20 protein-coding genes and 1 pseudogene are annotated in these 20,787 nt (G+C 60.3%); 4 read left to right on the top strand and 17 right to left on the bottom strand.

From position 1 onward, the window contains the following. Positions 1 to 2: 2 nt before the first annotated feature. The 16 genes and pseudogenes from nuoG to VDP61_RS14505 form a co-directional block, all read right to left on the bottom strand. Entirely contained in the window at positions 3 to 2,024 is a 2,022-nt protein-coding gene (nuoG, locus tag VDP61_RS14580) for an NADH-quinone oxidoreductase subunit NuoG (RefSeq protein ID WP_323007602.1), read from the bottom strand. Positions 2,025 to 2,120: 96 nt separating this feature from the next. Further along, positions 2,121 to 2,411, bottom strand: a complete 291-nt coding sequence (locus VDP61_RS14575) for a hypothetical protein (RefSeq protein WP_323007601.1) — start codon at positions 2,409 to 2,411, stop codon at positions 2,121 to 2,123. Next, entirely contained in the window at positions 2,408 to 3,703 is a 1,296-nt protein-coding gene (gene nuoF / locus VDP61_RS14570; RefSeq protein ID WP_323007600.1) for an NADH-quinone oxidoreductase subunit NuoF, read from the bottom strand. The genes VDP61_RS14575 and nuoF overlap by 4 nt, the downstream gene beginning before the upstream one ends. A 9-nt stretch (positions 3,704 to 3,712) precedes the next feature. After that, positions 3,713 to 3,952, bottom strand: a complete 240-nt coding sequence (locus VDP61_RS14565) for a DUF5337 domain-containing protein (protein ID WP_323007599.1) — start codon at positions 3,950 to 3,952, stop codon at positions 3,713 to 3,715. 2 nt (positions 3,953 to 3,954) lie between these two features. Then, positions 3,955 to 5,187, bottom strand: coding sequence for an NADH-quinone oxidoreductase subunit E (locus VDP61_RS14560; RefSeq protein ID WP_323007598.1), 1,233 nt, complete (start codon positions 5,185 to 5,187; stop codon positions 3,955 to 3,957). A gap of 377 nt (positions 5,188 to 5,564) precedes the next feature. Further along, positions 5,565 to 6,770: pseudogene (locus VDP61_RS14555) on the bottom strand (NADH-quinone oxidoreductase subunit D); the annotation flags it as partial. After that, the gene (locus VDP61_RS14550; protein WP_323007597.1) at positions 6,770 to 7,654 is read right to left on the bottom strand and encodes a sulfotransferase; all 885 of its coding nucleotides are present in this window, start codon (positions 7,652 to 7,654) and stop codon (positions 6,770 to 6,772) included. The gene VDP61_RS14550 and the pseudogene VDP61_RS14555, both read right to left, overlap by 1 nt. A 5-nt stretch (positions 7,655 to 7,659) precedes the next feature. Then, the gene (locus tag VDP61_RS14545; protein ID WP_323007596.1) at positions 7,660 to 8,265 is read right to left on the bottom strand and encodes an NADH-quinone oxidoreductase subunit C; all 606 of its coding nucleotides are present in this window, start codon (positions 8,263 to 8,265) and stop codon (positions 7,660 to 7,662) included. 12 nt (positions 8,266 to 8,277) lie between these two features. Continuing rightward, complete coding sequence (locus tag VDP61_RS14540) at positions 8,278 to 8,811, bottom strand: NuoB/complex I 20 kDa subunit family protein (protein ID WP_082223943.1); 534 nt, start codon at positions 8,809 to 8,811, stop codon at positions 8,278 to 8,280. Further along, positions 8,802 to 9,167, bottom strand: coding sequence for an NADH-quinone oxidoreductase subunit A (locus tag VDP61_RS14535; RefSeq protein WP_323007595.1), 366 nt, complete (start codon positions 9,165 to 9,167; stop codon positions 8,802 to 8,804). The genes VDP61_RS14540 and VDP61_RS14535 overlap by 10 nt, the downstream gene beginning before the upstream one ends. A 177-nt stretch (positions 9,168 to 9,344) precedes the next feature. Beyond that, the gene (locus VDP61_RS14530; protein WP_323007594.1) at positions 9,345 to 10,130 is read right to left on the bottom strand and encodes a crotonase/enoyl-CoA hydratase family protein; all 786 of its coding nucleotides are present in this window, start codon (positions 10,128 to 10,130) and stop codon (positions 9,345 to 9,347) included. Positions 10,131 to 10,134: 4 nt separating this feature from the next. After that, positions 10,135 to 11,031 carry a hydroxymethylglutaryl-CoA lyase gene (locus tag VDP61_RS14525; protein ID WP_323007593.1) on the bottom strand — a complete coding sequence of 299 codons (897 nt, stop codon included), beginning with the start codon at positions 11,029 to 11,031 and terminating at the stop codon, positions 10,135 to 10,137. A gap of 3 nt (positions 11,032 to 11,034) precedes the next feature. After that, on the bottom strand, positions 11,035 to 12,975 hold the full coding sequence (locus VDP61_RS14520) for an acetyl/propionyl/methylcrotonyl-CoA carboxylase subunit alpha (protein WP_323007592.1): 1,941 nt from the start codon (positions 12,973 to 12,975) through the stop codon (positions 11,035 to 11,037). 110 nt (positions 12,976 to 13,085) lie between these two features. Beyond that, positions 13,086 to 14,690: a carboxyl transferase domain-containing protein gene (locus VDP61_RS14515; protein WP_323007591.1), complete on the bottom strand. Its 1,605-nt coding sequence runs from the start codon at positions 14,688 to 14,690 to the stop codon at positions 13,086 to 13,088. After that, positions 14,690 to 15,145, bottom strand: a complete 456-nt coding sequence (locus VDP61_RS14510) for a lysozyme inhibitor LprI family protein (RefSeq protein ID WP_323007590.1) — start codon at positions 15,143 to 15,145, stop codon at positions 14,690 to 14,692. Before VDP61_RS14510 ends, VDP61_RS14515 begins: the two co-directional genes overlap by 1 nt. After that, a complete protein-coding gene (locus VDP61_RS14505) occupies positions 15,142 to 16,299 on the bottom strand; it encodes an acyl-CoA dehydrogenase family protein (protein ID WP_323007589.1) in 1,158 nt (385 codons plus the stop codon). Before VDP61_RS14505 ends, VDP61_RS14510 begins: the two co-directional genes overlap by 4 nt. Positions 16,300 to 16,480: 181 nt before the next feature. Here VDP61_RS14505 and kdsA point away from each other — a divergent pair, with 181 nt between their 5' ends. The 4 genes from kdsA to VDP61_RS14485 all read left to right on the top strand — a co-directional run bounded on the left by kdsA (position 16,481) and on the right by VDP61_RS14485 (position 19,871). Next, a complete protein-coding gene (gene kdsA, locus VDP61_RS14500; RefSeq protein ID WP_323007588.1) occupies positions 16,481 to 17,311 on the top strand; it encodes a 3-deoxy-8-phosphooctulonate synthase in 831 nt (276 codons plus the stop codon). A gap of 69 nt (positions 17,312 to 17,380) precedes the next feature. Further along, on the top strand, positions 17,381 to 18,379 hold the full coding sequence (locus VDP61_RS14495; RefSeq protein WP_323007587.1) for an LLM class flavin-dependent oxidoreductase: 999 nt from the start codon (positions 17,381 to 17,383) through the stop codon (positions 18,377 to 18,379). Between the two features lie 83 nt (positions 18,380 to 18,462). Continuing rightward, positions 18,463 to 18,798 (top strand): TraR/DksA family transcriptional regulator, encoded by a 336-nt coding sequence (locus VDP61_RS14490; protein ID WP_323007586.1) that lies wholly within the window; start codon positions 18,463 to 18,465, stop codon positions 18,796 to 18,798. A 371-nt stretch (positions 18,799 to 19,169) separates the two neighbouring features. After that, the gene (locus VDP61_RS14485; protein WP_323007585.1) at positions 19,170 to 19,871 is read left to right on the top strand and encodes a GNAT family protein; all 702 of its coding nucleotides are present in this window, start codon (positions 19,170 to 19,172) and stop codon (positions 19,869 to 19,871) included. Between the two features lie 18 nt (positions 19,872 to 19,889). Here VDP61_RS14485 and VDP61_RS14480 read toward each other — a convergent pair whose 3' ends face one another. Next, entirely contained in the window at positions 19,890 to 20,624 is a 735-nt protein-coding gene (locus VDP61_RS14480) for a response regulator (RefSeq protein ID WP_323007584.1), read from the bottom strand. Positions 20,625 to 20,787: the final 163 nt, after the last annotated feature.

Here is a 20,787-nt window from a genome sequence, read left to right as displayed (position 1 = left end):
GATTACTCCGCCGCGAGGGGTTTTGCCGCCCGCGCCTTGGCCTGAGCCGAAAGCTCTGCCATCAAAGCGGATGCGCGGGCAATCGGGTTGGTCAGGTAAAAATCACGGATCGCATAGCGGAAATCGGCCTGCCCCGGATCGCGCAGCGGGATGCGCTGCCATTCATTTTCAGGCACCTCGTCAATCGCGCCCAGATGCGGCACCGCCGCAACCACGGCTTTGCGCAGGGCGGCAAGGCTATCCCAAGGCAGGGTTGCGCCCAATTCACCCGACAGCGCGCGCAAGACGGCCCAGTTCTCCTTGGCCTCACCCGGTGCAAATCCGGCACGGGACGCAACTTGCGGCCGGCCTTCGGTATTCACGAACAGGCCCGATTCCTCGGTATAGGTCGCCCCCGGCAAGATGATATCGGCCCGGTGTGCCCCCCGGTCACCATGGCTGCCCTGATAGATCACAAAGGCACCGGCGGCGATTTCAACCTCATCCGCCCCCAGGTTATAAATCACCTCGGCCCCGTCCATCGCATCGGTCAGACCGTTTTCGGTATAGGCCCCGATATCCATCGCCCCCACGCGGGCAGCGGCCGTATGCAGCACCAACAGCTTGGAATTGCTTGCCTCGGCGATTTTCATCGCCTGAGACAAAACCGCTTCGCCGTCAGCCTCGTTCAACGCGCCCTGCCCGATGATGATGATCGACGGGTTATCCCTGATCTCATCGGTACATTGGGTTTTCGCCAGCGCCATCAGGGCCGCACGATCCGTGCCCTTATGCGCGTATTCATAGGTCAGATCGACCGCCGGGCCGACCAGATCGACGTTGCAGCCATTGGTCCATGCCTTGCGGATCCGTGCGTTCAGCACAGGGGCCTCATTGCGCGGGTTGGTGCCGATCAGCAGAATGTATTTGGCGGCATCAATATCTTCAATCGCGGCGGTGCCAACATAGGCAGAACGATTGCCGCCCGGCAGCTTGGCCTTGTCAGTCCGGCATTCAACTTTGCCGCCCATGCCCTCTACCAGGGTTTTCAGGCTGAAGGCCGCCTCAACCGGGGCCAGATCGCCCACAAGCCCAACAACCCTTTTGCCCTTCATCGCAGCCGCAGCCGCCTGCAATGCCTCATCCCAGCCCGCCTTGCGCAAGCGTCCGGCTTCGCGGATATAAGGCGTATCAAGCCGCTGGCGGCGCAAACCATCCCAGACAAACCGGGTTTTGTCGGAAATCCATTCCTCATTCACGCCATCGTGGTTGCGCGGCAAAATCCGCATGACTTCACGGCCTTTGGTATCAACGCGGATACTGGACCCCAGCGCGTCCATCACGTCGATGCTTTCGGTCTTGGTCAACTCCCAAGGCCGCGCGGTAAAGGCATAGGGTTTGGATGTCAGCGCGCCCACCGGGCACAGATCAATGATGTTGCCTTGCAGGTTGCTGTCAAGCGTCGCGCCAAGATATGTCGTGATTTCAGCATCTTCGCCGCGCCCAGTCTGGCCCATGACCAAAATACCGGCGACCTCGGATGTGAAGCGCACGCAGCGGGTGCAGGAAATACAGCGGGTCATGGTCGTGGCGACCAGCGGCCCAAGATCGAAATCTTCGCTGGCGCGTTTGGGTTCGCGGAACCGGCTGAAATCGACACCGTAAGCCATTGCCTGATCTTGCAAATCACACTCACCGCCCTGATCGCAGATCGGGCAATCAAGCGGGTGGTTGATGAGCAAAAACTCCATCACGCCCTCACGCGCCTTCTTGACCATAGGCGAGTTGGTTTTCACCACAGGTGGCTGGCCTTCGGGGCCGGGGCGCAAATCCTTGACCTGCATCGCGCAGCTTGCGGCGGGTTTCGGCGGGCCGCCAACCACCTCGACCAGACACATGCGGCAGTTGCCCGCAATCGTCAGCCGTTCGTGATAGCAAAAACGCGGAATTTCCACGCCCGCCACTTCGGCAGCCTGAATCAGCGTCATCGCGCCTTCAACTTCGACCTCGATACCGTCGATGATGATTTTCTTGAGGTTGGACATGCCTTTACTCCGCCATCCGCTGTGCTGTTGCCGGAATACCCCGGTCAGCGCTGTTCAAATCCGGCCCATGGCCAGCGTTATTTTTCATCAGGCCCATCAGGCACACCCCTCGACGATCAGCCAGCTTGCGCCTTGAAACCGATCCCGGATCGAGGTTTTCGCCCGGCCAGCGCAAAACTGATCTGCCGCGCGCCGCGCCTCCTGGCCTTCCCAATTCTCAAACGGCCGCCCGATACGCGCAACTTCCACCGCACCTGTTGGCCGTTTTGCAACCGCATAGTGCACGCCATCCACCACCACCGGCCCCCGCGCCACAGGGGGCATCGGGGAAACGCAGGCCGAAAGGGCCAGCGCGCCAAAGGTCAGGGGAAAGCCGGGATGCATCATTCTGCCGCCAATGCGCCCATGCGCCCGGTTTTCTTGGCTTTGATGCGGTCTTCGATTTCCTCACGGAAATGCCGCACGAGGCCTTGAATGGGCCAAGCCGCCGCATCGCCAAGCGCACAAATCGTATGGCCTTCAACCTGCTTGGTCACATCCAGCAGCATGTCGATTTCCTCAACCTCTGCCTCGCCGCGCACCAGACGGTCCATGACGCGCATCATCCAGCCTGTGCCTTCGCGGCAAGGGGTGCACTGGCCACAGGATTCGTGCTTGTAAAACGCCGAAAGCCGCCAGATTGCCTTGATGACATCGGTGCTTTGATCCATCACGATCACCGCCGCCGTGCCAAGCCCGGACTTTTGTTCGCGCAGCCAGTCGAAATCCATAATCGCGTCATCGCATTGCGCCGCGTTCAGCAACGGCACCGAAGACCCGCCGGGAATCACCGCCTTGATATTTTTCCAACCGCCGCGCACGCCGCCACAGTGACGGTCAAGCAAGTCGCGCAGGCTGATCGACATCGCCTCCTCGACCACACACGGGTTCATCACATGGCCGGAAATACCAAACAGCTTGGTGCCCGCATTGTTGGGGCGGCCAAAACTGGCGAACCAATCGGCCCCGCGCCGCAAAATCGTCGGCACAACGGCAATGGATTCGACGTTGTTCACGGTTGTAGGGCAGCCATAAAGCCCCGCCCCCGCCGGGAAAGGCGGCTTCATCCGCGGCATGCCCTTCTTGCCCTCAAGGCTTTCCAGCAGCGCGGTTTCTTCGCCACAAATATAAGCGCCGGCGCCGTGGTGCAGATAGACGTCAAAATCCCAGCCGGACCCGGCCGCGTTCTTGCCCACCAGCCCCGCGTCATAGCATTCGTCAATCGCGGCCTGCAGCGCCTCTTTCTCGCGCACATATTCACCGCGCAGATAGATATAGCAGGCATGCGCGCCCATCGCGAAAGACGCAATCAACGCGCCTTCAACCAGCGTATGCGGGTCATGGCGCATGATTTCGCGGTCTTTACACGTCCCCGGCTCGGATTCGTCGGCGTTGATCACCAGATATGACGGCCGGCCATCGCTTTCCTTGGGCATGAACGACCATTTCAACCCGGTCGGAAAGCCCGCGCCACCGCGACCGCGCAGGCCCGATGCCTTGACCTGATCGACCAGCCAACCGCGCCCATTGGCGATAAACCCTGCCGTGCCGTTCCAATGCCCACGCTTTTTCGCGCCAGCAAGGGTGCGGTCATGCATCCCGTAAAGATTGGTGAAGATCCGATCCTGATCTTTCAGCATGTCATGCCCTCAATTACCGTCCGCATCAGCTTTGCGCTGACGCCAGAGCCGAAAAGTTACCACCAGCGCAAAGACGAAACCCGCCAAAGCCGCCAGATCAAAGAGAAAGACAAAACGCGTCTCCCATCCCAGTTTGCCGCCAATAAATTGCCCGCCCATCCACAGAACCATCGTGGCCACCAAGACAATCGCGACAAGCCGCGCCTGTTTGGCCTGATGGATTTCCGATGGAGTGGGCGTTTTCCTCATCGTCAGTAGTCATTCGTCTTGGCGCGGATCAGAAATTCATCCATCCCGACCTCACCAATCAATCTTGCCTGCGGCACCCATTTATCACGGGTCACGCGGCCTTTGAAGCCTTTCAGGTTGCTGTCCATCCAGGCAATCTCTGCGACGCCCCAGGCAGCAATCTGGTCATAGTGGAAAATACCCATGGAGTTGCAGAGCTTTTCCAGCGCCGGGCCGATGCCTTCGATCTTTTTCAGATCATCGGGCTTGCCACCGCGCGCCGCATCCAGCCCCGTGGGCTTGGTGCCCTCTTCCGGCTGGTCGGCGGTTTCTGCAGCGCCAGACCCGACCTTTGGCGACAAAGGCGTATCGGCTTTCTTGGCTGGTTCGGCCTTCGCCGGTGCAGGTTCGGCAGCCGCCTCGGCCTTGGGGCTTCCGGTCGCCACGGCCTGTGCTTCTTGAACGGTGATCCCGGTTTCATCTGCCGGCTTGCCAGCCGATGGTTTTGCCGCCTCGGGTTTGGCACCTGCAGGCTTTACGGCATCAGGCTTGCCCAGCCACGGGGTCAGCAGCGGCACTTCGGTGCCGTCAATCCGCTTGATCGTATCACCGATATCCACAGCCGCCTGCGCACTGGCGTTATACTGTGCGCGCCCCGCCGCATAGTCCTTCAGGCTGGTCAGCCCCGACAGCGGCTCGGATGCATAGCGGCCATTTTGCGGGCCGGGAACCGGAACTTCGCCCTTGGAAAACCGTGCGATCAGGTCGCGCAGCACAGCGGGTGTCAAATCCTCGTAATAATCCTTGCCGATCTGGGCCATGGGCGCGTTGGTGCAAGCGCCAAGGCATTCCACCTCTTCCCAGGAAAACTTGCCATCCGCCGACACGGTATGCGGTTTTTCCGAAATCAACTCTTTGCAAACCGCCACCAGATCCTCGGCCCCGCAGATCATGCAAGACGTGGTGCCGCAAATCTGAATGTTTGCAATCGACCCACGCGGTTCCAGCTTGAACATGAAGTAGAATGTCGCCACTTCCAGCCCGCGAATAAAAGGCATGTCCAGCATGGTGCAGACATGTTCAATCGCAGCCCGGGTCAGCCAGCCTTCCTGCTCATGCGCGCGCCAGAACAGCGGAATAATGGCCGATGCCTGCCGCCCCTCGGGGTATTTGGAAATCTGGCCCTGCGCCCATGCAAGATTGGCCGGGGTAAAGGCAAAGGAAGCAGGTTGTTCTTTGTGCAGACGGCGTAGCATCAGTTGGCTCCGTTTACGAAATCAAGGTGGATCCAGAATTACGGCCAATACAGCAAGGGCAGCCAGCCCCGCCATGAGGTGTTTGACAAAAATGGTTTTCCCAAACGGACATAGATGACAGTATCCGCAAAGGCCATGAAAGACAGTGCCACGGCCCACCCCGCCATCACCCGTAAATCGCCCAGAATGGCGACGAACGCGGTAACAAGCCGGTAAACGCAAGGTAGCGGCCCAGCATCACATTCGGCAGCGCCTCAACCAGGTGGTCAAGCCTGCGCATGCCCAGACGTGGTGTCGGGATACAGGTTGCAGCAATGCCTGCGGTGATGACCACCGCAAACCAAGCCAAACCATGTGCCGCCATCGTCACGGTCACAGCGATCAATCTCCCCGAACACAACGTCCATCGTACCGATGATCGCCGCAACATCGGCCAATTGGTGGCCCTTGCAGATGTAATCCATCGCTTGCAGGTGCAAGAACCCCGGCGCGCGGATCTTGGCGCGGTAGGGTTTGTTGGTGCCATCGGCCACAAGGTAGACGCCAAACTCGCCCTTTGGGGCCTCTACGGCCGCATAAATCTCACCGGCGGGCACGTGAAAGCCTTCGGTATACAGCTTGAAGTGATGGATCAGCGCTTCCATCGAGGTTTTCATTTCCGTGCGCTTGGGCGGGGTAATCTTGCCACGGGCCAGAACATCGCCGGGTTCTTTGCGCAGCTTTTCCAGCGCCTGACGGATGATCGAGGTGCTTTCGCGCATTTCCTGCATCCGGCACAAATAGCGATCATAACAATCGCCATTCTTGCCAACCGGAATCTGAAACTCGAATTCATCGTAACATTCATAGGGTTGCGCGCGGCGCAAATCCCATGCAAGGCCCGAACCGCGCACCATCACGCCGGAAAAGCTCCAATCAAGGATGTCTTGTTCCGTCACCACGCCAATATCGGCGTTGCGCTGTTTGAAGATGCGGTTTTCGGTCAGCAACCCGTCGATATCATCCAGCACGCGCGGAAATTCCTGCGCCCAGATGTCGATATCTTCGATCAGCGCCGGTGTCAGGTCCTGGTGCACACCACCGGGGCGGAAATAGGCGGCGTGCAGACGCGCACCGCAAGCCCGCTCATAAAACACCATCAGCTTTTCGCGTTCCTCAAATCCCCAAAGCGGCGGGGTCAGCGCGCCCACGTCCATCGCCTGTGTGGTCACGTTCAGCAGGTGGTTCAGCACCCGGCCAATTTCGCAAAACAGCACCCGGATAAGCTGCGCGCGGCGGGGCACTTCGACCCCAGTCAGCTTTTCAATCGCGAGGCACCAGGCATGTTCCTGGTTCATCGGGGCCACATAATCCAGCCGGTCGAAATAGGGCAGGCTTTGCAGATAGGTCCGGCTTTCCATCAGCTTTTCGGTGCCGCGATGCAGCAGGCCGATATGCGGATCGCAGCGCTCGACAATCTCGCCGTCCAATTCCAGCACAAGCCGCAAAACCCCATGCGCCGCAGGGTGTTGCGGGCCGAAGTTAAGGTTGAAATTGCGGATCTTCTGCTCGCCTGTCAGCGCGTCGTCAAAACCACCGTCCATCATAGTCCCTCACCCATATTCTTGCGCCAGTTCGCCGGGATGTCCGGGTAATGGCGGGCGACAAATTCATATTGCGGGCGCAGCAAGGCGCGCGCGCGGTCTTTTTGCGCTGGTGACATCGCCAGCACAGGGCCAACATGCACGGGCCGGTCAAAGGCAGCGCCCTCATAGCCGATGCCCAAAAAGCCACACAAGCGCGCCAATCCCTGCGGGGTCAGCATGTCTTCCATGAACATGACCTTCAGCTTGGAAGGCTCCACCGCAGCCCAAAGCCGCTGCACCGTGCTGGCGTAATCGCCGCGTTCGGTCATGCCGCTTTGCGCGCCATCAAGCACCTGTTCCAACAGGGCAAAACAAGCATCCGGCACCGCATCCAAAGCCTTGGTGGCGCGTTGGGCCAGCATGCGAATATGGCTCCAAAGCCGCGCAACCGGGTCACGCATCAAGAACACAAAGCGCGTATCCGGGGCCAGGGCCGCCATCTTTTGCAGCCGCGTGGCGGGCAACATCCCATAAGAGGGGCTTATATCTGCAATCAGCTTGTCGCCGCTATGGCCCTTGGTCAGATAATCCATGTAGCGCTGCGGGTTTTCGCCCCCTTCGGCCAGCACATCGCGCCAATCCAGTGCATCTTGCAGCTTGACCGCCAAGGGCGCCATCCGTGCCCCCCCCGCCGTCACCATCCGGTCTTGCAACGAGGCAACAACCTGCGTGCGGCGACGAAGCTGGCGCTTGAACATCCCGGTTTCAATGGTATCGAAATAATGCAGCTCTTTGATCGTGCGGATATGACACCCATCATGCGCGGCAAGGTAATCGTAAAGCCAGCTTGTGCCGGCCTTCGTTGCCCCCACGCAAAACAAAAGTGTCGGTTCTTTTTTCACGCGCCTTAACCCTTGGCCTTGTCGTCGCCCGGAAGCACATATTGCGCACCTTCCCATGGCGACATGAAATCAAACTGCCGGTATTCCTGCACCAGAGTCACCGGCTCATAGATCACCCGCTTTTTCGCTTCGTCATAGCGCACTTCGGTATAGCCCGTGGTCGGAAAATCCTTGCGCAGCGGATGGCCGCGAAAGCCGTAATCAGTCAGGATGCGGCGCAAATCCGGGTGGCCCGAAAACAAGATGCCGAACATATCAAAGACTTCTCGCTCAAACCAATTGGCCGAGGGGTGAACGGCGCTGATTGACGGCACTATCTCATCCTCGCGCACGGCAAGTTTCAGCCGGATGCGGTGATTTTGATACATCGACAAGAAGTGATACACCATTTCAAAGCGGGCCCCTGCCCGTTCTGGGTAATCGACCGCAGTGATGTCGATCAGGCTGGAAAACTGACAGGTGGCATCGGTTTTCAAAAACTCGACAAACCTCACCAAAGAGGCGGCATCGACCATAACCGTCAGCTCACCATGCGCAAGCGCGGTTGAGATAACCGCGTCAGGGTGGCGCAGCTCCAGTTGGGCGGCAAGTTCGGCCAGGGTCTCGGTCATATCAATCGCTCCTTAACGAACCAGCGTGCCAGTGCGGCGAATTTTGCGTTGAAGCTGCAAGATACCATAGAGCAGCGCCTCGGCTGTGGGCGGGCAACCCGGCACATAGATATCGACCGGCACGATGCGGTCACAGCCGCGCACCACCGAATAGCTGTAGTGATAGTAACCGCCGCCATTGGCGCAAGAGCCCATCGAGATCACATAGCGCGGCTCTGGCATCTGGTCATAGACCTTGCGCAGCGCCGGGGCCATTTTATTGGTCAGCGTGCCGGCCACGATCATCACATCCGACTGGCGCGGAGAGGCGCGCGGCGCAAAGCCAAAGCGCTCGGCGTCATAGCGCGGCATCGCCACATGCATCATTTCCACCGCACAGCAGGCCAGACCGAATGTCATCCAATGCAATGAGCCCGTACGCGCCCAGTTGATGATATCTTCGGTCGAGGTCAGCAAGAAACCCTTGTCCTGCAACTCGGCATTCAGGGCCTGGGTCGAAACCTCAAGATCAGCCCCCGCAGTATTCGCACCGGCCATCACTCCCATTCGAGCGCCCCCTTCTTCCATTCATAAGCAAAGCCAACCGTCAGCACGGCCAGGAAAACCATCATCGACCAGAAGGCCGCCATTGAAATCTCACCAAAGGCGACCGCCCAGGGAAACAGGAAGGCCACTTCAAGGTCGAAGATGATGAACAGGATCGACACCAGATAGAACCGGATGTCGAATTTCATCCGCGCATCATCAAACGCATTGAACCCGCATTCATAAGCCGACACTTTTTCCGGGTCAGGGTTGCGCACGGCAAGCACCGCTGCAGCCAGAAGCAAAACAAGCCCAAGGCCCACTGCGATAACCAAAAAGATGATTATGGGCAAATATTCCCGAAGAAGGTGGTCCACGAAGTTGCTCCTGTCTTTGGCGGCATGCAGGCATCTGCCGGATCGAGGCAGAGGACTCTGTTGTCTTCATCTACTCTGCCCCCTTGTCAGGGTCAACCGAGGCCAGAGCGAAAAGCTACAGGAAAACTGCCAATTTAGCCTGATAAAAACAGTAAGTTAAATCTACAATACAGGGTTTTACTTGGCCCATCCGGGTTTGCCCTTGGCAAAGAAGGCGGTGATCCCCTCGGCGGCCTCGGGGCTTTCCCAGCGGGTCACAAGGGCCGCGATGCTTGCTTCGATCTGCCCGGCATCTGGCATCGGGGACAGAGCCCGGATCAGGGCTTTTGCCTCGGCCACAGCGCCCGGCGCGCAAGACAGATAGGGCGTCACCTCAGCCTCTACCGCGCCGTCCAGCGCCGCTGCCGGCACCACGCGCGCAAGCAGGTCCAGCCGCAGCGCCTCATCCGCGTCAAACAGCCGGGCCGAGGCAAACACCCGGCGCGCCTTGGCCGCCCCCATCCGCGCCACGACATACGGACCAATTGTCGCAGGGATCAGGCCCAGCCGGGTTTCGGTCAGGCCAAAGCGCGCGCCTTCGACGCCGATCGCCACATCACAAACCGACATCATGCCGATGCCGCCGCCATAGGCCTGCCCCTGCACCCGGCCAATCAGCGGTTTTGGCAAGCTGTTCAGCGCGGCCAGCATCATCGCCAGCTTGCGCGCCTCGGCCGCGCGGGTTACGCCATCGGCTGCCATTTGCGCTTGCATCCAGACCAGATCACCCCCGGCACAAAAACTGTCGCCCTCGGCCGCCAGAATGACCACGCGCACCGTGGCATCTGCACCAAGGCTTTGCGCGGCCTGTGTCAACTCGGCAATCATCTGCGCCGACATGGCATTGCGTTTTTCGGGGCGGGCCAGCGTAAGGGTGGCAACGCCCCGCGCATCGGTTTCAACGCGGATGGTTTGGTAGGTCATGGTGTCAGTCCTCAGGGGTTTCGGCCTGTGGGGTTTCGGCCTTTGCGGATGATGGAATGCGCATCTTGCGGGCCAAATCGGCGGCCTGTTGCAACAGACCAGCATCCAGCCCGGTCTGATAGCCGTGATCCAGCAAATATGCCGCGACCCGTTCGGTCGCCACATTGCCCGCCGCGCCGGGCGCATAGGGGCAACCGCCAAGCCCGCCGACCGCCGCATCGAACACCCGCAAGCCACGGGCCAGTGAGACGCCGATATTGTCCAGCGCCCGCCCGTTGGTATCATGGTAATGGCCTGCAAGGCGGTCTGCGGGCAGTTCATTCAGCACCGCCACCAGCATCGCGTCGATGGTTTCAGGCCTGCCTTGCCCGATGGTTTCACCCAGACTGACCTCATGGCAGCCCAGTTCCCGCAGGGCCGCCACGGTCTGCGCCACGGCTTGTGGGGTAATCTTACCCTCATACGGGCAATCGGTGACGCATGATACATAACCGCGCAGCCGCAGCCCATCTTGCAGCGCCGCCTGTGCCACCGGGGCAAACCGCGCCAGGCTTTCGGCTATCGTCGCGTTCAGATTGGCCTTTGAGAACCCTTCCGAGGCAGAGCCAAAGATCGCCACCTCATCGGCCCGCGCGGCTTTTGCAGCGGCGTAGCCCTGCATATTCGGCGTCAACGCGCCATAGATCACCCCCGGCGCGCGGTGGATAGCGGCCATCACGGCGGCACTGTCGGCCATCTGCGGCACCCATTTGGGCGACACGAAACTTGCCACCTCGATCCGCCGGAACCCGGCGCGTGACAAAAGATCAATCAGCGCGACCTTTTCTGCCAGCGGGATAAGCCGTTTTTCATTCTGCAATCCGTCGCGCGGGCCAACCTCATATATCTCGACATCGGGCATCGCTCAGGCCTCGTCCGGCTCGGCCAGCAAGATCAGCGCGGCCCCGGCCTCGACCTGATCGCCTGCCTGCGCCAGCACCTCGGCCACCACACCGTCACGGGCGGCGGTCAGCGTGTGTTCCATCTTCATCGCCTCCAGCACCGCCAGCCTGTCACCCGCCGCAACGGTCTGGCCAGCGGTCACAAACACCGCCTTCACCAGCCCCGGCATCGGTGACAGCGTGGCATTGCCCGCCCCTGCCCCGGCCGCATCGCGCGCCAACGGGTCAACCGGGGTAAAGGCAAAGGCCCCCTGCGGCGCAAAGACATAAATCGCGCTGGCGGTTTTGATCACCGGAAGCGGCTCGGCGCCGTCTATCTGCCAGACGCCGTGGGAACGGGTGGCCCCAAGACACGCCCCGCCCAGCGAAACCCGCGCCCGCTGCGGGCCCAAAGCCGCAACCGTCGCGGAAATTGTCTCGTCGTGATGCATCACCGCAAGCGCGCGCTGCAATGGCGCCCAAAGCGAAAACCCCGCAAGCGCGTCGTCCGGCAAAGCGGCGGCAGCAAGAATGGCCAGCGCCTTTACCGCATCCGAGGCCGTCGGTGCCTGCGTAAGCGCCATCAGATCGCGTTCGATCAAGCCGGTATCGACATCACCCCTTGCAAAGCCTTCGTGCCGCGCCAAAGCGCCCAGAAAGGCAAGATTGGTGACCGACCCCGCAACCTGCGTTTGCGCCAAAGCCCGCGAAAGCTGCGACAGGGCCACGGCACGCGTGGGGCCATGCACGATGATCTTGGCAATCATCGGATCATACCACGGGCTGATCACATCGCCCGCCCGCACGCCGCTATCCGCGCGGGCACCGACAGGAAAGGCCAGATGATCAAGCCGCCCGGTCGCAGGCAGGAATCCGGCAGGCACGTCTTCGGCATAAAGCCGCGCCTCAAAGGCGTGGCCGGTGATGGTCAGTTGGTCCTGACGCAGGGGCAGGCTTTCACCGCTGGCAACGCGAAGCTGCCATTCGACCAGATCAACGCCGGTAATCGCCTCGGTCACCGGGTGTTCAACCTGCAACCGCGTGTTCATTTCCATGAACCAGAACCGATCGGCGCGCAGGCCGTCAGAGGCATCAACGATGAATTCGATCGTGCCAGCCCCTTTATAGCCAATCGCCCGCGCGGCCTTTACCGCCGCATCGCCCATAGCGGCCCGCATATCCAGCGACATACCGGGTGCCGGCGCTTCCTCGATCACCTTTTGATGGCGGCGCTGCAGGCTGCAATCGCGTTCAAACAGATGCACCGCGTCTTTGCCGTCGCCAAACACCTGCACCTCTATATGCCGCGGTTTTTCGACGTATTTTTCGATCAGCACGGCGTCATTGCCAAAGGCGGTCGCGGCCTCGCTGCGGGCCGAGGCCAGCGCATCAGCGAAATCCTTGGGGTCGGACACTTTGCGCATCCCCTTGCCGCCGCCCCCTGCCACGGCTTTGATCAGCACGGGATAGGTGATTTTGTCGGCCTCAGACGCCAGAACCTCAGGGGCTTGATTTTCACCCAGATAGCCCGGAACCACCGGCACGCCCGCCGCCTGCATCAGCTTTTTCGCCGCATCCTTCAGCCCCATTGCCCGGATTGCCTGCGCCGATGGGCCGATGAAGATCAGGCCAGCAGTTTCCACCGACTCTACAAAATCGGGGTTTTCCGATAAAAAGCCATAGCCGGGGTGAATGGCCTGCGCGCCGGTGGTCAGCGCCGCTGCAATGATTGCATCAGCGCGCAAATAGCTGTCGCGGGGCGCGGGCCCGCCGATATGCACCGCCTCATCTGCCATGGCCACATGTTTGGCGGTTCTGTCGGCATCAGAATAAACCGCAACGGTAGCGATGCCCAGTTTGCGAGCGGTTTCGATGATGCGGCAGGCGATTTCGCCTCGGTTGGCGATAAGGATTTTTTGAAACATCTGATGTTTCCCTTGTTGCGAACGCCGGGGTCACACCCTCGCGCCCGGTGGGCTTGAACCAGTGGCGCATGCCGGGCGCCCCCGTAGGATATTTTTGAACAGAAAAACGGTTACATGCGGAAAATGCCGAATCTGGTCGGCTCGATCGGCGCGTTCAGGGCAGCGGTCAGCGAAAGCGACAGAATATCTCGGGTTTTTCTGGGGTCGATGATACCATCATCCCAAAGACGGGCCGAGGCATAGAGCGGGTGCGACTGTTCCTCGAACATATCAAGCGTGGGCTGCTTGAAGGCGGCCTCTTGCTGGTCTGACCATGTGCCGCCCTGGCGTTCGATGCCATCGCGCTTTACCGTTGCCAAAACGCCTGCCGCCTGTGCGCCCCCCATCACGGAAATGCGCGAATTGGGCCATGTCCACAAAAAGCGCGGCGAATAGGCACGGCCTGCCATGCCATAATTGCCCGCACCAAAAGAGCCGCCGATCAGCATGGTGATTTTTGGCACATTTGTCGTGGCAACAGCCGTAACCAGCTTGGCACCATGACGCGCGATGCCGTCATTTTCATATTTGCGCCCCACCATGAAGCCGGTGATGTTTTGCAAAAACACCAGCGGGATATTGCGCTGGCTGCACAGTTCCACAAAATGCGCGCCTTTCACGGCAGCCTCGGAAAACAACACGCCATTATTGGCGATGATGCCTGCAGGGCAGCCGTTGATATGGGCAAAGCCTGTCACCAGCGTTTCACCAAACCGCGCCTTGAATTCGTCAAACCGCGAGCCGTCAACCACGCGGGCGATCACCTCGCGGATGTCATAGGGCGTGCGCAGATCGGGGGGGACGAGGCCAAGAATTTCCTCGGGATCATAGGCCGGATCTTCGGCGGGTTGCCATTGCACCGTTGCCGGTTTGGCACGGTTCAGGTTGCCCAGCGCGCGGCGGGCAAGCGCCAGCGCATGGGCATCATCTTCGGCCAGATAATCGGCCACGCCCGACAGGCGGGTGTGAACATCGCCCCCGCCCAGATCTTCGGCGCTGACGATTTCGCCTGTGGCGGCCTTGACCAAAGGTGGACCGGCAAGAAAGATGGTGCCTTGGTCGCGCACGATGATCGTCACATCCGACATCGCAGGCACATAAGCGCCGCCTGCGGTGCAAGACCCCATAACCACGGCGATTTGCGGAATGCCTTTGGCAGACATGCGGGCCTGATTATAGAAGATGCGGCCAAAATGGTCACGGTCGGGAAAGACCTCATCCTGATTGGGCAGGTTGGCACCGCCGGAATCCACAAGATAGACGCAAGGCAGGTGATTTTCCTCGGCAATCTCTTGCGCGCGCAGGTGTTTTTTGACCGTCATCGGGTAATAGGTGCCGCCCTTTACGGTGGCATCATTGCACAGCACCATCACATCCTGGCCCCGCACCCGGCCAATGCCTGCGATCAGCCCCGCGCAGGGGGCATCATTGCCGTAAAGCCCATGTGCCGCAGTGGCGCCGATTTCAAGAAACGGCGCGCCGGGATCAAGCAGGTTTGCCACCCGCGCGCGCGGTGGCATCTTGCCGCGCGCGATGTGGCGGGCAAGAGACGTGTCACCGCCCCCCGCAGCGGCCCTCTGCGCCGCTTGTGCCACCGTTTCCAACATCGCCAGATGCGCCGCCCGGTTGGCACGCGCGCTATCGGTATTGGGCAGGAAAGAAGAGTTCAGCCGCATCACATGCCCCCCAGATCGCGCAAGACCAAGGCGCGCTGCGCCGTCTTGTCCAGCATACAGCCGGTATAAATGTTCGAGCGCATCGAGCCATCAATGAACATCTGATATTGCAACTGGCAATCCGCATCACGAAACGCAATCCATGCCCGCTGTGCAGCCCGCAGCGCGGTCTTTTGATCCGGCGTGATCTGCGCCATCCGCGCCTTGTATTCGCGGTTCAGAAAGCCGTCCCACACCACCGTCTCGGCATCGGTACATTGGCTTATGGCTTGGGTCGTATAGCCATAGGGTTGCTCCATGCAAACGCCCGAAGCCGCGCCGATACAACTTGCATCCGTATCATTGCGCAAGGCCTGCGTGAAACAGGCATCGACCTGCGCAGGGTTGACAACGGGCACGAATACCTGCGCCTGCGCCGCCCCGGCCAATAGCGTAAAGATCATCACCAGCTTCATTTCGCCAACACCTCACGCCCGATCAGCATCCGCCGGATTTCCGACGTGCCCGCGCCAATCTCCATCAATTTCGCATCGCGGAACAGGCGGCTTACCGCACTATCCGCCAAAAATCCCGCCCCGCCAAGCGCCTGCACGGCCTGATGTGCCTGTACCATCGCCTGCTCAGAGGCATAGAGCACGCAAGCGGCGGCGTCCTGACGGGTCACCTGACCCCGGTCACAGGCGCGGGCCACTTCATAGGTATAGGCGCGGGCCGAATTCATCGCTGTGTACATATCGGCAACTTTCCCCTGCATCAGTTGGAAATTCCCGATCGGCTGGCCGAATTGCTCGCGGCTTTGCAAATACGGCACCACCTCATCCAGACAGGCCGCCATGATGCCGGTGCCGATGCCCGAAAGCACCACACGTTCGTAATCCAGACCCGACATCAGCACCCGCACGCCTTTGCCTTCAAGGCCAAGAACATTCTCAAACGGCACCTCGACATTGTCAAAGATCAGTTCCGCAGTGTTAGAGCCGCGCATCCCCAGCTTGTCGAAATGCGGGCTGGTGGAAAACCCCTTCATCGACTTTTCCACGATAAAGGCGGTCATGCCCTTGCTGCCTGCTGCGGGGTCGGTCTTGGCATAAACCACCAGCGTATCGGCGTCGGGACCATTCGTGATCCAGTATTTATTGCCGCTCAGGGTGTAATAGCCGTTCTTTTTCTCGGCCCGCAGTTTCATGGAAACCACATCCGATCCCGCCCCCGCCTCTGACATTGCCAGCGCCCCGACAGCCTTGCCCGAAATCAGCCCCGGCAGGTATTTCGCCTTTTGCGCGGCCGTGCCGTTCAGCTTGATCTGGTTCACACACAGATTGGAATGTGCCCCATAAGACAGGGCAACCGAGGCGCTGGCCCGCGCGATTTCCTCGGTCGCAATCACATGGGCAAGATAGCTCATTCCTGCGCCGCCCTCGTCCTCGGGCACGGTGATGCCCAACAGCCCAAGGTCACCCATTTCGGCCCATAGTTCGGACGGAAAGACATTGCTGGCGTCGATCCGGGCCGCCATCGGCTTTACCCGCGCTTGCGCCCAGCGATGAACCATATCTTGCAGCGCCGCGATATCCTCACCCAGATCAAAGCGCATTGAGGCCATGAACATTTCTGGTTCCTCCGAAATGAATTGAACAGTTGTTCATTTCATAGGCGCAAAACCTGAGTCGGGTCAATCATTAGCTTTGCCATTAGCTTGCCATTAGCTTTGCGCATCAGGATCGCGGGGGTTGCGTGTAACGCTGCGGCGGCGGTAAATGGCGCAGATCATAACGCGCAGAGGGAACAAGATGGACGTGAACAAAACGGTGACCGCTGGCAATGTCAACTTTGACAACGCCGCCCCCGTGGCCTTTATTCTTGGCCCCTGCCAGATGGAAAGCCGCGATCACGCCCTGGAAATGGCGGCGGCAATAGATGAGATCAGCCGCGCCGTCGGCGTGCAGGCCGTGTTCAAGGCCAGCTATGACAAGGCCAACCGCACCAGCCTGTCCGGCCCGCGTGGGATCGGTCTGGCAAAGGCGATGGAGGTGTTTGCCGAAATAAAGGCGCGCTTTGGCATGCCGGTTTTGACCGACGTGCATGAGGCCGCGCATTGCGCCCCGACAGCCGAAGTCTGTGATATCCTGCAAATCCCGGCGTTCTTGTGCCGCCAAACCGACCTGTTGATCGCGGCGGCCGTGACTGGCCGGGTGATCAATGTGAAAAAGGGCCAGTTTTTGGCCCCCTGGGATATGGTCAATGTCGTGGCGAAACTTACCGGGTCGGGAAATGCCAATGTGATGCTGACCGAACGCGGCGCGAGTTTTGGCTATAACACGCTGGTCAGCGATTTCCGCAGCTTGCCGATCATGGCGGCAACCGGCGCGCCTGTCATCTTTGACGCGACCCATTCGGTGCAGCAACCCGGCGGCATGGGCGGCTCTTCGGGTGGTCAGCGTGAATTCGTGCCGGTACTGGCGCGCGCAGCGGTGGCGGTGGGCGTGGCGGGGGTATTTATCGAAACCCATGACACCCCTGACGCAGCCCCCTCGGATGGCCCCAATATGGTGCCCCTGTCGCAATTGGCCGGGCTGTTGGCGCAGTTGAAAGCGATTGATGCGCTGGTCAAAGGCTTTTGACCATAAACCTTGGCACCCTCTTGGAACGCGCCGCCCCACCCCTTACCTAAAGGGCAACAGGAGGCAAAGATGCCCGTATTTTCCATCCTTGATCTGGCCCCCATTCCCGAAGGCGGCACGGCAGCCGATGCATTGGCCAATTCAGTGGCCTTGGCCCAGTCAGCCGAGCGCGCGGGCTATACCCGCTATTGGCTGGCCGAGCATCACAATATGCCCGGCATCGCCAGCGCCGCGACCAGCCTTGTGATTTCGCATGTCGCCGCTGCGACCAAAACCATCCGGGTTGGCGCAGGCGGTATCATGCTGCCAAATCACGCGCCCTTGGTGATTGCCGAACAATTCGGCACACTTGCCACGCTTTACCCCAACCGGATCGACCTTGGCCTGGGCCGCGCACCGGGCACCGATCTCGCCACGGCCCGCGCGCTGCGCCGCCACATGGCGGTCGAAGACAGCTTTCCCGCCGATGTGCAGGAATTGATCGGCTATCTGGGCGACGCCCCCCCAAAGACCGCGGACGGGGCAAGCGTGCAGGCGATTCCCGGTATCGGCACCAATGTTCCGGTCTGGATTCTTGGGTCCAGCCTTTATGGCGCGCAACTGGCCGCTTATTTTGGCCTGCCCTACGCTTTTGCGTCGCATTTCGCGCCGGCCCTGCTGGGCGAGGCACTGGCGACTTACCGCGCTACCTTTCGCCCTTCGCGCCATTTGACCAAGCCCTATGCAATGCTGGCTGCGGGGGTTTGCGCCGCCGAAACCGATAGCGAAGCGCAATATTTGCGCAGTTCGCAAATCCTTGCCTTTGCGCGTTTGCGCAGTGGAACCCCCGGCAAGCTGCCGCGCCCGGTGGCCGATATCAGCGCCGAAGTTCCGCCTGCCGTTCTGGCACAGGTGCAGCACGCGCTGTCTTGCTCGGCCACGGGTTCGCCCGAAACCATCCGGGCGCAACTGTCACAAATTCTGGCCACCCACGCCCCGGATGAGGTGATGATCACCGGCATGATACATGATCCGGCAGCCCGCATCCGATCCTTTGATATCGCCGCCATGGTTTTGAAGTCCTTGTAAAACAGCCTTGCGGGGGCAGATGACGGATGCTTTGCTTTCATACTATGATCCGAGACAACACCTATCAACGCTGGAGATAAAACATGCTGGATATTGAACGCCACAAACATCAAATAGAGGCACGCCTGCTTGAGCTTGGCGATCGTTTGCGGAATGTCGAAGACGCGCTGGATGTAACCGCCGACCCCGATCTGGCAGATCAGGCCATCGAGCTGCAAGATGATGAGGTGCTGGAAGGTTTGGGGCGCGCTGGCGAGCGGGAAATTCAGCTTCTGGGCCGCGCATTGATTCGCATTGCAAACGGAACATACGGCATTTGCAAGAAATGCGACGAAGAGATTGCGGCCGAACGTCTGGATGCGGTGCCCTATGCTGTCTTGTGCCGGGATTGTGCGGGGGCGGGACCATCGAAATCATAGCCCTTTCGGCTGGCTGAATCGAAATTCGGCTTCCAACCGGCGGTTCCTTGTCTGCACTGCAAGCAAGGATGGCCTGCAAAGCATCAAACAGCCGCCGCCTTCGGGGCCGACACGAAGGCCTGATCACCGCCAGCACATGCCGATCTTGCGCGGGGCATGGGGTGCTGCCGGTGGGCGACCCCGTTTTCGCAGGGCTGCGCCCGGACTTGCCGCCATGTTGGTTGATGCTGACAGCGCCCATCGCGCTGCATCCCGGCCCGAGCGGGTAGCAAGGCCTGCTGCCGTTTTCGGGCCTTGCAGTTCGTGGTTGCTGTGGCCCGAAGATGGCCGCATAACAAGGCAAATTTCTTTGCTGCGAGGGCGCGCGGAACATGGCTAAAGACCTTTCAAAATGGGTAGCCCCTGCTGCGCCGGTCGGTACGGCGCTGATGGGTGCCCATGTCGGGCTGGAACGGTTGGATGCCGACCTGCATGCCGCCGATCTGCACCGCGCGTTCTCCGGCCATGATACCTTGTGGGATTACATGCCCTATGGCCCCTTCGCCTCGGCTGCGGCCTATCATCGTTGGGCCAAGGAAATGGCCGCGCTGGAGGACCCGCTGTTTTATGTGCTGCGCGACCTGGCCACCGGGCATTGCGGCGGTGTGGCCAGTTATTTGCGCATTTCACCAACCGCAGGGTCAATTGAGATTGGTCACATCTGCATCAGCCCGGAGCTTCAAAAATCGGTCCAAGCCACCGAGGCGATGTTTCTCATGATGCAATGGGCCTTTGACGCGGGCTATCGCCGGTATGAATGGAAATGCAACGCCGCCAATATGGCATCACGCCGGGCAGCGCAGCGGTTTGGCTTTTCTTATGAGGGTATCTTTCGGCAAGCGGCGGTGATCAAAGGCCGCAACCGTGATACCGCGTGGTTTTCGGTAATCGACAGCGAATGGCCCGCCCTGCGAGAGGCGTTTCTGGCTTGGCTCGCGCCGTCGAATTTCACCGCCACCGGCCTGCAAAAAGAACGGTTGAGCGAGCTGACTCAGCTGGTGCGCGCCGATGATGATCCGGGCTTGCGCGGCTGATACGGCAGGTTCTGGCTGTCACTGGCATGGTTTTTCCGATGCAACCCTGTCAAAAAGATCGCCGCCGTGCCTGATCCGTTGCTGCAGCACGCGGCCAAGGCCGGCAAGCGCCTCGGCCGAGGTGTGGGCATGAACGGCCGCACCTTCCAGCGCCGGGTCATGGGCACTGCGTGCCACCCCACGGACAAAATCGACGATATACTGCTGTGGGCCATCACACGCGGTTTCAATCAGGTTTGCGGCATGAATCAGATCATCGCGCAACGCCTGACGGTCTGGCTGAATCCGCTGTGCGCCAACAGCCACGGCCCCCGGTGGTTGCCCGGTCAAATGCCCCAGAATGACCTGTTGAAACCTTGCCAGACTGTCCACCGGCTTTTCCAGAAACCCCGCAGCCCCGGCCCGCATCGCGGCTGACCAACCGTCCGGGTCACCGCTGATCGCCAGAACCACCGAGGCGCCTGCGCCGTTTTTGGCCAATTCACGGATCAGATCAACGCCGTTGCCATCGGGCAAGCCCAGATCAACCAGAACCACATCAGGGCGATAGACCGCAAGGTGATGGCGGGCGGCGGCCAGCGTTTCGGCCCGGCGCAACCGCGCACCGCTGCGTTGGCACAAAAGCCGAAGCGCCTCGGAGGCGAAGCGGCTGTCTTCCACCGCCAGCACCGTGACACCCGACAGCGGCAAAACCTGCTGTTGGCGGATATTGGCAAAACCGGGGCCTTCGGGCAAAGCGCAGGCGGTTGGCATTGTGGCACCTCTCTCAGGTCAGATCAGGCTTTATATGAACCGCCAACCCGCTAACAATTGATGAAATCCTTTGCAAAAAATCTGCAACAATCGTCACCTTTTCGCCGTAAACCCGCTGCGCCCTTCCGCCCCCCTTGCCCTGACCGCCGCAGCACCGCATAAA

The organism is Pseudorhodobacter sp. (assembly GCF_034675685.1).
In the GTDB taxonomy this organism is placed as follows: domain Bacteria; phylum Pseudomonadota; class Alphaproteobacteria; order Rhodobacterales; family Rhodobacteraceae; genus Pseudorhodobacter.
This window is presented reverse-complemented; position numbering and strand designations above follow the sequence as displayed.

Excerpts from the sequence above, each read along its gene's own strand:
- VDP61_RS14520 (WP_323007592.1), bottom strand. The coding sequence starts at position 12,975 with ATGTTTCAAAAAATCCTTATCGCCAACCGAGGCGAAATCGCCTGCCGC.
- VDP61_RS14505 (WP_323007589.1), bottom strand. The coding sequence starts at position 16,299 with ATGTTCATGGCCTCAATGCGCTTTGATCTGGGTGAGGATATCGCGGCG.
- nuoF (WP_323007600.1), bottom strand. The coding sequence starts at position 3,703 with ATGCTGAAAGATCAGGATCGGATCTTCACCAATCTTTACGGGATGCAT.
- VDP61_RS14490 (WP_323007586.1), top strand. The coding sequence starts at position 18,463 with ATGCTGGATATTGAACGCCACAAACATCAAATAGAGGCACGCCTGCTT.
- VDP61_RS14480 (WP_323007584.1), bottom strand. The coding sequence starts at position 20,624 with ATGCCAACCGCCTGCGCTTTGCCCGAAGGCCCCGGTTTTGCCAATATC.
- nuoG (WP_323007602.1), bottom strand. The coding sequence starts at position 2,024 with ATGTCCAACCTCAAGAAAATCATCATCGACGGTATCGAGGTCGAAGTT.
- VDP61_RS14485 (WP_323007585.1), top strand. The coding sequence starts at position 19,170 with ATGGCTAAAGACCTTTCAAAATGGGTAGCCCCTGCTGCGCCGGTCGGT.
- VDP61_RS14525 (WP_323007593.1), bottom strand. The coding sequence starts at position 11,031 with ATGCCCGATGTCGAGATATATGAGGTTGGCCCGCGCGACGGATTGCAG.
- VDP61_RS14545 (WP_323007596.1), bottom strand. The coding sequence starts at position 8,265 with ATGACCGAGACCCTGGCCGAACTTGCCGCCCAACTGGAGCTGCGCCAC.
- kdsA (WP_323007588.1), top strand. The coding sequence starts at position 16,481 with ATGGACGTGAACAAAACGGTGACCGCTGGCAATGTCAACTTTGACAAC.
- VDP61_RS14510 (WP_323007590.1), bottom strand. The coding sequence starts at position 15,145 with ATGAAGCTGGTGATGATCTTTACGCTATTGGCCGGGGCGGCGCAGGCG.
- VDP61_RS14540 (WP_082223943.1), bottom strand. The coding sequence starts at position 8,811 with ATGGGAGTGATGGCCGGTGCGAATACTGCGGGGGCTGATCTTGAGGTT.
- VDP61_RS14575 (WP_323007601.1), bottom strand. The coding sequence starts at position 2,411 with ATGATGCATCCCGGCTTTCCCCTGACCTTTGGCGCGCTGGCCCTTTCG.
- VDP61_RS14495 (WP_323007587.1), top strand. The coding sequence starts at position 17,381 with ATGCCCGTATTTTCCATCCTTGATCTGGCCCCCATTCCCGAAGGCGGC.
- VDP61_RS14530 (WP_323007594.1), bottom strand. The coding sequence starts at position 10,130 with ATGACCTACCAAACCATCCGCGTTGAAACCGATGCGCGGGGCGTTGCC.
- VDP61_RS14565 (WP_323007599.1), bottom strand. The coding sequence starts at position 3,952 with ATGAGGAAAACGCCCACTCCATCGGAAATCCATCAGGCCAAACAGGCG.
- VDP61_RS14560 (WP_323007598.1), bottom strand. The coding sequence starts at position 5,187 with ATGCTACGCCGTCTGCACAAAGAACAACCTGCTTCCTTTGCCTTTACC.
- VDP61_RS14515 (WP_323007591.1), bottom strand. The coding sequence starts at position 14,690 with ATGCGGCTGAACTCTTCTTTCCTGCCCAATACCGATAGCGCGCGTGCC.